The organism is Lysinibacillus sp. NPDC093688 (genome assembly GCF_050280145.1).
Taxonomy (GTDB): Bacteria; Bacillota; Bacilli; order Bacillales_A; family Planococcaceae; genus Lysinibacillus; species Lysinibacillus xylanilyticus_B.
In genome coordinates this window covers 75540-88144 of sequence record NZ_JBNNUX010000003.1, presented here as the reverse complement: position 1 = coordinate 88144, position 12605 = coordinate 75540, and the positions used below count along the sequence as shown (strand labels likewise).

The following is a 12605-nucleotide window of genomic DNA, read 5'->3' as shown; positions in this document are numbered from 1 at the left end:
ATTGAAGCCAAGCCCGCGGAAAGCGCCAGCTCGGAGTGAAAATCAACCTTTGTTTTTTGATACACTTTATTTAAATTATTCTCGACAAGTTAAGGTCTGATTCAATAAATATTGAATCAGACCTTCCATAAATTTATTTTATTTAGGTGAATTCTTTCTTTTGAAAATAAAATAAACGATCAACATAATTATTATGAACAATACTATAAGATAAATACTGTAGCGGGATAAATATACCCCAACATAATGCCATTTCTCTCCAAGCACCGTTCCTAAGGTAATAAAAGTAAATGTCCATATAGTTGCTCCCGCATAAGCAAAGAAAGCGAATTTTTTATAAGGGTAATTATTAATAGCCGCAATATATGCAGTAAGATGACGCACACCAGGAATAAAAAACCCTATTAATAATAATATTGGTCCAATTTTTTCAAATAACTTTTTCGTAAAATCAATTTTCTGTTCAGTTATATGGATTTTCGAACCGTATTTTTGTAATAAGGGGAGCCCGAATTTATAGCCTATATAGTAGCTCAAGGTAATTCCCCCAGCTGCACCTACCATAGCGCTGATTAAAGCTGGAATATGTGAAAGAGTTTCACGATATACACTATACCCTACATATGTTAAAAATATTTCATCAGGAAGTGGCAGCCCGACAATCCCTCCAACCAGGATAAGAATGATGCCAAAATATCCATAATGTTCAATAAGAGATTGCACGTGATGCGCCATAAATCCATCCCACCTAAAACGTAATAATTTTTAATAGTTAGCTTTATAATAACTCAATAGAGACAACATTATGAGTGTTATGAATTTATTACAATTTTCTCCATGCATTCATCAATGTTGTATCTTAAAATGTTTTTCATTACTAATTATTTGTAGCTCACGAAGAGCATAATCAATTCCATCTTCAGTTGATTTTTTCGTTACATAATTAGCGACATTTTTTAATGCTTCACTACCATTGCCCATTGCAATACCAAAACCGACCTGCTCCAGCATGTCAATATCATTATCTCCATCCCCAAAAGCAAGTGCTTCCTCAGGACTCAAATCGAAATAATCTAGTACAGCTTGGACAGCAATAGATTTAGAAACATCATGTTGCAAAACATTTGTAATGTAAGGATGCCACCTTTTAAATAATAAATGAGGAAATGTGGAAGTATACTTTTTCTCAACATCCTCATTACCATATAAACACATTAAATAAACCTCTTGCGTTACGATATCTTCATTGATAACAGGAAACTCTTGCAAAGATAATGTTTCTTGCATGGCTTTTAATGTCTCTTTTTCTTGGACGTTATTCATTGATAATTGTTCTGTAAAAAATGATAGACTTTGTTTATTTTCATCAGCAAAAGCTTTAACTGCCTGAACAATTTCTTTTGCAACAGGTATTTTATGTATGACTTGATCTTGGTGCTTAACATATGCACCATTAGCTGTAATGAACGTCTCTATTCCTATATTTCTTAAATCCTGGCACATTGATAAAGGTCTTCCTGTAGCAGCAACAATATGAATTCCTTTGTTTTTTAATTGCTCGATAGCGTTCCTTGTACTTTCTTCAATACGACCATCTTCATAATTAACCAGCGTTCCATCTACGTCAAAGAATACAATTTTATAATCCATTGTTCGCTCCTTATCTTTTTACATAATTTTATCAAGTATATCGATTAGCCCAGCCTTCACCTCCATTCAACCTTTATACATGGCATTGTTTTAACAAATATCATCCACTACTTTTGATGATTACTCTAGTTTAAAGATGCTAATTTCCGCAACAGGCGTGCATTGTGTAACTCCTCTTTACCATCTAATGAAACACCTATATTTTACCAACTAATACACTTGTAATTTTACATTAAGAAACATCTTTATACCAAAAATACATATAGGTGTTTTCACCTATATGTATTTTTACTTTATTATATAAAAATCAGTAGCTATTTAATTAAACATTTGTACATATTTTGACAAACTAAAACGAATGTATAACTTGCTTTAACGGCACCGATAAACACTATTACGGGTACATATCAAAATTTCAAACAACTAAAACGTAGAGAACATTTTTAGTTCAATAATTCTAAAGGAGTATACCAAAGAACATAGAATTGTTAAAATAAAAGATAACTAATTAAATACATTGAACGATACTATCCATCTTATAAATAGAACAAAAGAAATAATAACCGTCTGAATGTAAAGGAGTTGATTCTTATGGCATTTAACATTTACTACTATGAAAGTAGTGTGGATTGCAAGTTTTGCAAAAAGCATTTTACTACATATAAAGTACGCCCTAATCGATATAAAATTATCGAAGAACAAACAGACTTCATGCCAGTTTATGAAGGTTTAAACCCGTTATTATATGAAGTTGCCGTTTGTCCGCATTGTGGCTACGCTTACCACAAATCTATGACAAGAACGTATGGACCTTTCATGCTTCTTATTGATGAGCTGTACATTAAAGAGCTACAAAAACCAATGGATATCTGCAAGGAACGTACGATTGATGATGCCATTGTAAGCCTTAAATTAGCTTATCTTGTATCAAGAGCATCGATGGAAGAGTCACTTCTTATGGCCAATTTCGCACTAAAAATCGCCTGGCTTTATCGCTTAAAAAATGATGAGGAATCGGAAATGCGCTACCTCTTTGCTGCAAGAGATTTTTACAGCAAATCTTTTGCATCCAATCAAGAGGGCGGAGAGAGAATTCAATATTTACATGCCGAATTAAGCCTTCGACTTGGAGATATTGCTGAGGCGAAAAAAGGATTCTCTCGATTAATTGCAGATCGTAATGTTTCCAATAAATATCGAAAACTAGCACGAAATCGTTGGGAAAACTATAAATATGACGGGCAGCCTAACAATGCAAATGAAAGTATAGGAGAAGTCATCAATTGAAGTAAACGGGGAGAGTGATAAACATGCTGCTATTTACCAAAAGGATTGATGTGAGAGAAGAAGATATTTTTTCGGAATTACATCATTTTTTACTGAGAAAAAATAATCGCTATTTAACGAACGATGAGGTAGTTGCATTAACTGGGGTTTCATCAGAACTACTCTATAAATGGGTAAAAGCAGGAAAGTTAAAAAAATCGATTTTCCCTAATTTAGGCGCACCTTGTGAACGCTGCGGACAAATTACTCAGGCAAAAATCTGTGTTAGCTGCTCATCCACCATCGTTCATACATTACAACAAGAGGAAAAGGATCGTGCATGGTTCAATCAAATACAGCGAAATAATCAAAGAGCTAGCACGTATCACTATAAGTAAAATAATCAACATCTTCACAGTGTACTTAATTTGAATTACGCTTTGGAGATGTTTTTTTACTGTCTTCGCTCAAATAACTTTAATAATGGCTCATCACCATAACGTGTGGTTGATTTCCGTTCCGGCTGGGCGCTTTGTCGCTGACGCTTCGCTTTCGCGCAGATAAAACATTTGTTGTTGCTGTTGCTGCGCTTTCGCACAGATAAAACAATTGCTGACGCTTCGATTTCGCACAGAGCAAAGCTTCCTGGGGGCGTCCGTTGAGCCGCTTTTGTTGTTGCTGTCGCTACGCTTTCGCACAGAAAACATCCGCTTCGCTGTAGGGTCTCGGGCTAACAGGATGTTGGTCACGAAGGCGTTATCACAAGATGTGATGCTTTTAGCCTTCGTTCCTCTATTGCTAATCCCCGAGGAGTCGCCCAGCCGGAACGAAGATCAACTAATATAAAATGTATTTTTTAAAAATGTCACCCACTACTTTTGGTAATGAGCCTTAATAATGTAATTTGACCAAATTTAAACAAAATTTAAACAAAGTCCCCTTTTACTTTAAACTTCACCACCTATAATTAGTCTTAACATATAACGAAGGACTGATAGAGAGTGACAAAAGGTAAGAAACGTAAGGTCTTATTATCATTAAGTATCGCACTAACAAGCTTTGTAGCGTTCAACGGAGTTTCAAATGCATCCGCGGCAGTTCCGGCGATAGAAGAACGCGTAGCTTTCGATAACCAATTAGAAGTTAAGGCAGCTCGCACATCCAATGAAACACTTCAAGAGTGGAAAAAGTGGACAAATGACCATGCTTACAGCTTAACGTCTATTCAACCTGAAGCAGTTGTTCAACAAAACATTCCATCTACTAAATTTGAAGATTTAGAGATGTTAAAGCCTTTATTACATGATAAGCGCATCGTTTTTTTAGGGGAAAGTTCACATGGCGCAGCAGAATTTAGCCTAGCAAAAACACGTTTAATTCAATTTTTACACCAAGAAATGGGCTATAATGTCCTAGCCTTCGAAAGTGGTATGGGGAATGCCATGAATGCTCAAGGACAAATTGATAAACAAACAGCGAAACAAACAATGAAGGATGCTATTTTTGGTGTATGGTGGACAAAAGAAACACTACCGTTATTTGAATATGCTAAAAAAACACAGAAAACAGATAAACCTTTAAAATTAGCAGGCTTTGATATTCAACAGCAAAATGCATTTACGAACGGTGACTGGCTACAAAATAGTCAGCTTGCTAAACAGTTCAGTGAAGTAGAGGAGCAACTTGTTGATTGGAGCTTTGGTACGGATCTAAAAGGCTACCAAAAGGCGAAACCAGGCATTATTGAAGTGTATAAACAAGTAAAATCACAAGTACAGCTTAAAGAAAACGAGTTACAAGCAGCTTATCCGAGCGAGCCTCATATTGTAAAGCTTATGGAACGTACTTTAGCTGACCGTATCCGCTTAGCAGATGAATATGTAGAACTATCCATTCAAGCAAATATTGAGATTGAACAAAATAAATATGATTCTTTTTTAAAGACAATGGAATGGCGTGACCAATCGATGATGGAAAACCTACTTTGGTTAGCTGAGGAAATTTATCCAACTGAAAAATTCATCGTCTGGGCGCATAATGACCATATTCGTAAAGCACAATCCGAAGTAATGGGTTCTCCTTATCCGGTAAAATTAATGGGTGAACGTCTACCAGATATCTACAAGAAATATAGCTATGTGCTTGGTCTTTATATGAATAGTGGGGAAACAGCAAACAATATGGGTGAACCTATGGCCGTTTTACCGTCAGTAAAAGGATCCATCGAGGATATTCTTTCATCATCAAACAAACCGTACACATTTATCGACATGCGAAACCGTCAAAATGAGCGGGGCAACTCATGGATGTTTGAGCCACGTTTATCGTATAGCTGGGGAATGATTCAGGAAAGTCTTGTTCCGCGGGATCAATACGATGGCCTTCTTCTAATTGATAAGGTAAGTAAGCCAAATTATATTAAATAATATTGTTAAAATAGCAAACTAGTTTCTACTTCTAGTTTGCTATTTTTCTTTTATGTTTAAGTATCCATCGAAATTGTATCCCATTCTTCCTTGCGATGCCCTATCATCCAGAACAAGCCCCTACGTCTTTCCATAACGATACTTTCATTCATCCCCGCAGGAGCTGGTCGTTCTTGTATACGACTATCTACGCAAGCCCAATGATATCTGTAAATTTTGTCGGCCTCATCCAAAATCTCCTCCTGACTACGCATAGCGGTTTGTAGATAAAACTGTTCAAACGTTTCGTAATTAGAAACAACTTGAATGGCATACTCACAATCGCATACCTCATCAGGAAAATCGAGCTTCTCAACAAAGCCAAGTGCCCAAACAAGTGTCCAATAAGCCTCATATTGCCAAGAAATATGAATAGCTTCTTGCCCAGTGGGTTCTGACGTATCTAAAAAGTCTCTTTCACTGCTAGTTAGATAATTATCCACATCATATTGACGCAACATATTGACGAAAAACTCTCTAGATTCTTCTACATTTTCACCTTGTGCTACGTCACAGGCGAATTGAATAACAATTAACAAGGCTACAGCTCTTCTAGCTATGTCCTCTTGGGTTTTAAACTGACAAGCCTCGATTGGCGGGAGCTGAGGGAGTGAAGCTATATATGGAATAGCTCTTTCCTTTAAATAAGCTATCGTGTTATTTTTTCTTTGCTCGCCTTCTTCTGATGTCACCTCTTGTCCCATTACCTTGCGTGTACACGCATGAGGTCTGAAATTGGATGGTCCTGATTGCCCGTCAGGATAAACAATAACGGCCCCTTCATCGTCTAGTAAAGTGCCATTCGGTAAAAAGCCAATTCCCCCTATATTTGATAGCAGGTTCGTAAATAACAGCATCTGGTCTTCATTTATCTCTTTTTCCGACTCAATGGCAATCACTGTATTTAAAACAGATATTTAAGTCAACACTAATTCTTTTAAATGGTCATCTTCAAACGGAATGTTCTCGTAATATCCCATCATCCCAGGAATATTATTAGCGAAGTAATCTGGATTTGTATCTTCAGACATTATTCGAATGATTAATTTATGTTTTTTAAACAGTGCTTTGGACTTTAATAAATACTCGTTTTCATTTTTACTGATAGCAAAGCCTTTTGCAAAAACATCTGAAATTTTAAACTCAATATCATCGATGTTGTTCTTAGATGCAAATATTGTGAAATAGTTCAATCTTCTCTCCCCTTTTATTCACCAACTATCCAAAATGCTTCCCTATAAAATCATCTACATCAAATTTTTAGCTAAACATCACTTGCTTTCGGATAAAAGGTTACCTTTTTAGATTCATTTTTTCTTTACTATTGTATCGTCAGGAAATCATTTACTTATTAGAACAAGACTTAATTTATGTATAAACACTAAAATTTTACTTCCTTCAAGACTCAAAATATATGATAAATTACCTTACTATTTTTATTTCCTAGATCTTTTTTCATTGGCATCACTAGTCACTTTAGATAATAGTATTTTGTTAACCATTAAAAAAATCTCCTTATAGAACATTTGAATGTCACTATAAGGAGATTTTTTTTATACCTAGAGTACATACTACTGATCAACGAGCCTTTTCAATTTCTATCATAATTTTCGTTACATAATCCTCTTCACGATTTTTAATAACGGCGTCATAAATATATTCCTCATATACGTACTGCCCTAATTCAAAACCTTTTTCCCTCATAACCTTAAATAATCGCTCGTAAGTTTCACCAAGTGTAGAAGATGTTCCTATATGATACCCGACAATAAAATCTCCTTCAATGGCTTCGAAATAAGGATGACCTTCTCGTGGATGTGGTTGCTCTATATACAAATAACTATAATTATCATAGTTTCCAGCTAATATTTGCTCTCTTCTTGTAATCCCTCCAATGGGATAACCTGTGTCTAATTGCGAGCGATCTAATTCATCTATAAAGTCTGAAACGGCCTTCGTGAACTGTTCTTCCGTCGAATCCTCGATATTTTTACTTAAATACAACGTTGCCTCTGGCAGATGTTCAATCGTAACGTCATCAAATTTAAGGTGTAAAGCTTCCTCTGTTAAGCCGATTTTTACATCAATAATGCTTTCAATCATCTCCAGCTCTCGACGTTTTTTCGCTACAATTTCCTTTTGCTGATACATTAAATCTAAAAAATTTTCAGGTGATTTTTCTGCCATATATTTTTGAATATCTTTTAAAGACATGCCAACCACCTTTAATAGTTCGATCACACTGAAAAACTCATATTGTGCAATGGAATAATAACGGTAGTCTTTACTATCCTTCATAATTGGTGATAATAAACCTATTTGATCGTAGTAAATTAACGTTTGTTTATTAACCTTACAAATTTTAGCGAACTCACCAGTTGTAAAATATTTTACATTTTTATTAAACATTTTTAAGTTTCCCTCCTTGACTATATAGTAACTATATACATTAGATTGTAGCTATTCACAATTAATTATGCCACAGCATAATTGCGTCCGGAATCAGTTTGTGCTTAGGCCGACACGAAGTCGGTCATTTCGGTAATGCCACAGGACGGCGTTTTTACCGATGCAGGTCAGTTAGCCGTTATCGCATGGATGCGATGATTTTAGGCTAACATTCTATAAAGCACTCCTTTCCGATTTCCGTGACATCTGCTGAAAGAAATTAAAAATAGAAGGGTTTTGACATTATGTTCACGGAAATTCGTGACATTACAGCTTTAAACAAAGAGGAAGTATTAGCACTTCGCATCGCTGATAATCAGCTAGATTTTATTGAAAGTACACAGCAATGCATAGCGGAGGCAAAAGCAGATAAACGCTTTATCCCTGTAGGATTGTATAAGGAAGATAATGCAGTCGGCTTCGCTATGTATGGCGTGTTCCCACATAAGGACAATTCAAGACGTGTTTGGTTAGATCGCTATTTCATTGATGAGCGCTACCAGCACAAAGGATTGGGAAAATACTTTTTACAGCAGCTTATTCAATATTTAGTAGCTAAATACAGCTGTCAAAATATATATTTAAGCGTTTATGACAACAATATAGTAGCGATTCAGCTATATAAAAAGTTTGGGTTCGTCTTTAACGGTGAGCTAGATGACAAAGGCGAAAAGGTGATGGTAAAGGAGGTACATGCTCATGACTACGATTAATCCAATTGAAACAAGACCTCTTAAGCCCTTGTTTTTATCATACTTATTCCCGGCTATGATTGGTATGTTGCTAATGTCAGTCAATATTTTAGTGGATGGAATTTTCGTTAGTCATGGAGTTGGACCAACCGCTTTAGCAGGAGTAAATATCGCCGTACCAATTTTCTCGATTTTACTATCCATTTCCCTTTGGATTGGTATGGGTGGAGCTACATTATTTTCAATTTCTCTTGGTGAGGGCAATAAAAAACGAGCGCATCAGCTCTTTACATTAGCATTTACAACAATGATCGGTGTCGTCTTGACACTGATTCTAATACTTTTATTAAATTTAAAAGAAATCGCCTATATATTCGGGGCAAGTGATGCTACCTTTCCTTATGTTCAAGAGTACCTATATGTTATTTTGATTTTCGGTGTATTCTATACAATTGAAAACTTACTAAGCATTTTTATTCGAAATGACGGCAATCCAAAGCTTGCGATGATGGGCTTAATCACTACATCTGTGTTAAACATTATTTTAAACTACATCTTTATTTTCGTATTCAATTACGGCGTAACTGGCTGTGCCCTAGCTACAGCATTCTCCACAATAATCGGTATGTCGGTGCTATGCCTACACTTCTTCCGAAAGCAATCCGAATTAAAATTTGTCCGTACATTTTTCAGCATATCTGATTTAAAGAAAATATTCGCTATTGGGCTACCAAGCTTTATCGTTGAAGCCTCCGTCGCTGTTATGGTTATTTTATATAACGTGACATTTTTACATTATTTGGGCTCAGATGGAGTTACTGCTTATGCAATGGTTAACTATATTCATACCGTACTTTTAACGGTATTCCTTGGCATCGGTATGGCCCTTCAGCCACTAGTTAGTTATCACCACGGTGCGAGGTTAACTGAGAGATTAACAGCATTATTGAAAATAGGTATTGCTACTGCATTTATTATAGGTTTAACTACTGTCATAATTGCTACTTTATTCCCTTCTCAGCTAATTGCATTATTTGGTGATAGTACGTTTGACATTCGCAATATGGCTACACAAGGCTTTGTACATTTTGCAATTGGGTATGCATTCCTTGGAGTGAACATGGTATTTGCGGAATTCTTCCAATCGATTGAAAAAATACGTCTTGCAACAACCATTATGTTACTTCGCAGTATTCTATTATTTATCCCTGCTCTCGTACTATTGCCTAAATTCCTTGGCCCACAAGCTATTTGGTGGACATTCCCTGTCGCAGAAGGTATTACCGCATTGCTAATTTTTATATTTATGAAGAAAAAAACGCATACAATTTTCTCAGAAGCAAGTTCCTTAAAATAAAGCACATAAATGAAGTTAAACCCCTTTCGATATAATAGTCGGAAGGGGTTAATAGTTTAATTTCTATTTTATTATTTTTCGTTTAAATATTTGATGACAGCCATTTCTTTACCAAAACGATCACCATAATCTTTAAATCCTAAACTTGAATATAAATTATGCGCACCTTTATTTTCTGGGTGGTAACCTACTATAACTTTTTGCGCATTTGGTAATTTTGCTACTTCTGAAATCATTAGCTTAGTAGCCGCTTTCCCTATACCCTTACCTTGAAAATGCTTATCTATCATAATTCGATAAATCCAATAGCCATCAAGCTCTTCTTTTACAAAAATCAATTATGCCTCGGCATAATTGCGTCTGGAATTGGCTTTGTGCTTGCACAAAGAACTCCTTTCCGATTCCATGACATCCGCCGGAGGCTTTAACTTCTTTCAGCGGGTGTTTGGACACCCGCTGAAAGAAGTTAAACATTAAAAAACCTACTACTTTCTCTTCAAAATAAATAACGTATGGTTTTAATGTTAGCTCAAACTTTGATTGCACTATTGAAATAGCGTTTGGTTCAATATAATTTCTTTGCTCGTTTGATATTTCTAATAAACAACACTCATACCAATTCTCTGCATTGACTTCTACAATCTTCACTAAATTCTTACTCATATTTTTCCCCTTCCGAATTCAGGGGAACGCTTCATGTCTGTATTAATTTAGCGTTATCCCCCAGGATTTAAAGATAAAAAAAGTTGTTTTGTTTGTCATAACGAACGCCCCCTTTAACAAAGATTAACCATAATAGCATATCACGCTTTTCCATTTATTATTAAATTTTAACTAAAATTCCACTTACCTAAGTGAGAGAAATATCTATAAACCATATATAAAAACTAAAACTGAATTTCCTCTATACATTGACTAACAAATTTAGTGATGGCATCTTTTTATATTTTCTAATGGCTCTTTTTTAATTCTAACTATTCATTCAGTAAATATTTTCAATAAAAAAAGGAATCACACACTTGATTCCTTTTTGAACAAAAACTTTATTCAATTTATTGATCCTCTTGTATTTCCATTACCTGTTGCCGCTCATCCTCTGAAGACGTAACTCCTAGAATATCGAGAAGGAACATGAATAATGGAATACCAATAATTAATCCCCATACACCAAGGAAATGCTCTGAGAAGAGAATGACGATGAATGTATAGAAAATTGGAAGATTTGTCTTGGCAGACATCAGCTTTGGATTTAAGAAGTATGCCTCCATAGCATGTAGTACCATAACGATAACCAAGATATAAACAATGTACATTGGTCCACCGATACTATATGCAATTATAGTGAGAGGAATCAAGGACATGATGACCCCTGCAACTGGCACCAATCCTAGTATAAAGAGCATAATCCCCAGTGCAATTAAATGCGGGAAGCCCATAATGGATAATGCAATAACAGATAAACCACAGTTGACAGCAGCAATAATGAACTGCGCCTCAATCACTTTACCAAAAGAACGAATAAATATCTTTGAGAAATAATGAAGTTCATCGTAAAGATGGCTCATTTTGCTATCTTTAAATTTCGCTGTAAAATCTATAATACGTTTCTTCTCAAGTAAAATAAACAAGCTCAAAATTAATGCGATGAATATGTGCAAAATGATTTTACCAATATTCGTAAGATTTTTCAGCGTGAGGTCTACACCCTGCTCTAAATATTTACCCAGTTCAATCTTCTCAAAGGTTGGAGCTAAATATCTTGCAATCTCATTATCATTTGGATCGAGACTAAAGCTAGCAATAAGATCAAAGAGCTGGGTAATTTGTTGGGTTACGACAGGCAAATACTTATAGATAATTGCCACAATGCCTGCAAGAAGTAAAAGATAGAGGGTAACTGTAACAGCCTTCTCGTTCATTCGTGTGTATTTTCTAATCTTTTTTGTTGTCTTCGTGGTAAGTTGATTCATCAAGTAAGTAATAATGAACGTGAGAAGAATAAGATTGATCATACTTCGCATCAAATATAGTGCAATAGCGATCCCAATAAGAATTATAAAACGTTTAAATCCGTGGCTTCGAAAGAAATTACTCATGTATTCACTCCTTCTACAAAACGGCTTCGCTGCCTGGGTTTCGCTATCAAATGAACATAAGCAATTAATAAATTGATGTAAAACATTACGTATCATTCTTATGTAAATGCCCCCTTCTTTGGATTATTATTCCCATCATCACTTAGAATAAGACTTACATGCATGCTGCTTTATAAGTCTTATAAGAAATAAATAAATCCATGGAGCGAAAAGAATTATATGTCTTATCAAATTGTAAATTAATGACCATACTTTTGTACTTTATTGAAAGCTGTATCAGCGTTATAAGCCTAAATTCTATTATTCTATTATACCCCTTTGAACACCATCATAGCCAATGTAACTTCTTTTAAGAAGGTAATCAATTTTGCTTCGGCATAATTACGTTCATTCCTTTTAATCAAGAACAGATTTTGGTATTGTTCCTTAGTTTCAGTATGATATTCTTATTAAAATTTTAAACTAAAAATAATAGAAAAGACGGAATTTGTGAAAATCCCAAAGAACCTCGAAGGACATTCATAACCAATTGCTCCTTATGAACATCAAATTGAAGTAACGGGTCCATACAATATCTGGACAAATAGGATGGAGAAAGATGGGACTGCACCTGAGGGCCAGTAGCTCAAAT

At 35.2% G+C, this 12605-nt stretch carries 9 protein-coding genes and 3 pseudogenes; 5 read left to right on the top strand and 7 right to left on the bottom strand.

Features of this window, described 5'->3' with window-relative positions; genetic code table 11:
* Window positions 1-138 precede the first annotated feature (138 nt).
* Both ACQKN2_RS04110 and ACQKN2_RS04105 read right to left on the bottom strand, forming a co-directional pair.
* Window positions 139-735, bottom strand: a complete 597-nt coding sequence (locus ACQKN2_RS04110) for a DedA family protein (RefSeq protein ID WP_427413812.1) — start codon at window positions 733-735, stop codon at window positions 139-141.
* Between the two features lie 111 nt (window positions 736-846).
* Window positions 847-1650, bottom strand: coding sequence for a Cof-type HAD-IIB family hydrolase (locus ACQKN2_RS04105; RefSeq protein ID WP_427413811.1), 804 nt, complete (start codon window positions 1648-1650; stop codon window positions 847-849).
* Between the two features lie 591 nt (window positions 1651-2241).
* Between ACQKN2_RS04105 and ACQKN2_RS04100 the strand changes: the two genes are divergently transcribed.
* The 3 genes from ACQKN2_RS04100 (at window position 2242) to ACQKN2_RS04090 (ending at window position 5342) form a co-directional block, all read left to right on the top strand.
* Window positions 2242-2937, top strand: a complete 696-nt coding sequence (locus ACQKN2_RS04100; RefSeq protein WP_427413810.1) for a DUF2225 domain-containing protein — start codon at window positions 2242-2244, stop codon at window positions 2935-2937.
* A 23-nt stretch (window positions 2938-2960) separates the two neighbouring features.
* Window positions 2961-3314: a hypothetical protein gene (locus ACQKN2_RS04095; protein WP_323647932.1), complete on the top strand. Its 354-nt coding sequence runs from the start codon at window positions 2961-2963 to the stop codon at window positions 3312-3314.
* Between the two features lie 603 nt (window positions 3315-3917).
* Window positions 3918-5342: an erythromycin esterase family protein gene (locus ACQKN2_RS04090; protein WP_427413809.1), complete on the top strand. Its 1425-nt coding sequence runs from the start codon at window positions 3918-3920 to the stop codon at window positions 5340-5342.
* 56 nt (window positions 5343-5398) lie between these two features.
* On the opposite strand, the pseudogene ACQKN2_RS04085 reads toward ACQKN2_RS04090, so the two are convergent.
* Window positions 5399-6574 (bottom strand): annotated as a pseudogene (locus ACQKN2_RS04085) (DUF4272 domain-containing protein).
* A gap of 385 nt (window positions 6575-6959) precedes the next feature.
* On the bottom strand, window positions 6960-7790 hold the full coding sequence (locus tag ACQKN2_RS04080) for a MerR family transcriptional regulator (protein WP_427413808.1): 831 nt from the start codon (window positions 7788-7790) through the stop codon (window positions 6960-6962).
* A gap of 284 nt (window positions 7791-8074) precedes the next feature.
* Here ACQKN2_RS04080 and ACQKN2_RS04075 point away from each other — a divergent pair, with 284 nt between their 5' ends.
* Both ACQKN2_RS04075 and ACQKN2_RS04070 read left to right on the top strand, forming a co-directional pair.
* Complete coding sequence (locus ACQKN2_RS04075; RefSeq protein ID WP_427413807.1) at window positions 8075-8542, top strand: N-acetyltransferase family protein; 468 nt, start codon at window positions 8075-8077, stop codon at window positions 8540-8542.
* Window positions 8529-9878 (top strand): MATE family efflux transporter, encoded by a 1350-nt coding sequence (locus tag ACQKN2_RS04070; RefSeq protein ID WP_427413806.1) that lies wholly within the window; start codon window positions 8529-8531, stop codon window positions 9876-9878. Before ACQKN2_RS04075 ends, ACQKN2_RS04070 begins: the two co-directional genes overlap by 14 nt.
* A gap of 71 nt (window positions 9879-9949) precedes the next feature.
* Here ACQKN2_RS04070 and ACQKN2_RS04065 read toward each other — a convergent pair.
* From ACQKN2_RS04065 to ACQKN2_RS04055, 3 genes and pseudogenes are all read right to left on the bottom strand, one after another.
* A pseudogene (locus ACQKN2_RS04065) lies at window positions 9950-10207 on the bottom strand (GNAT family N-acetyltransferase); the annotation flags it as partial.
* A 136-nt stretch (window positions 10208-10343) separates the two neighbouring features.
* A pseudogene (locus ACQKN2_RS04060) lies at window positions 10344-10541 on the bottom strand (GNAT family N-acetyltransferase); the annotation flags it as partial.
* A 389-nt stretch (window positions 10542-10930) separates the two neighbouring features.
* Entirely contained in the window at window positions 10931-11974 is a 1044-nt protein-coding gene (locus tag ACQKN2_RS04055) for an AI-2E family transporter (protein WP_427413805.1), read from the bottom strand.
* Between the last annotated feature and the right edge of the window lie 631 nt (window positions 11975-12605).

Coding starts and splice junctions, on each gene's coding strand:
- ACQKN2_RS04110 (WP_427413812.1), bottom strand. CDS start 735: ATGGCGCATCACGTGCAATCTCTTATTGAACATTATGGATATTTTGGC.
- ACQKN2_RS04105 (WP_427413811.1), bottom strand. CDS start 1,650: ATGGATTATAAAATTGTATTCTTTGACGTAGATGGAACGCTGGTTAAT.
- ACQKN2_RS04100 (WP_427413810.1), top strand. CDS start 2,242: ATGGCATTTAACATTTACTACTATGAAAGTAGTGTGGATTGCAAGTTT.
- ACQKN2_RS04095 (WP_323647932.1), top strand. CDS start 2,961: ATGCTGCTATTTACCAAAAGGATTGATGTGAGAGAAGAAGATATTTTT.
- ACQKN2_RS04080 (WP_427413808.1), bottom strand. CDS start 7,790: ATGTTTAATAAAAATGTAAAATATTTTACAACTGGTGAGTTCGCTAAA.
- ACQKN2_RS04075 (WP_427413807.1), top strand. CDS start 8,075: ATGTTCACGGAAATTCGTGACATTACAGCTTTAAACAAAGAGGAAGTA.
- ACQKN2_RS04070 (WP_427413806.1), top strand. CDS start 8,529: ATGACTACGATTAATCCAATTGAAACAAGACCTCTTAAGCCCTTGTTT.
- ACQKN2_RS04055 (WP_427413805.1), bottom strand. CDS start 11,974: ATGAGTAATTTCTTTCGAAGCCACGGATTTAAACGTTTTATAATTCTT.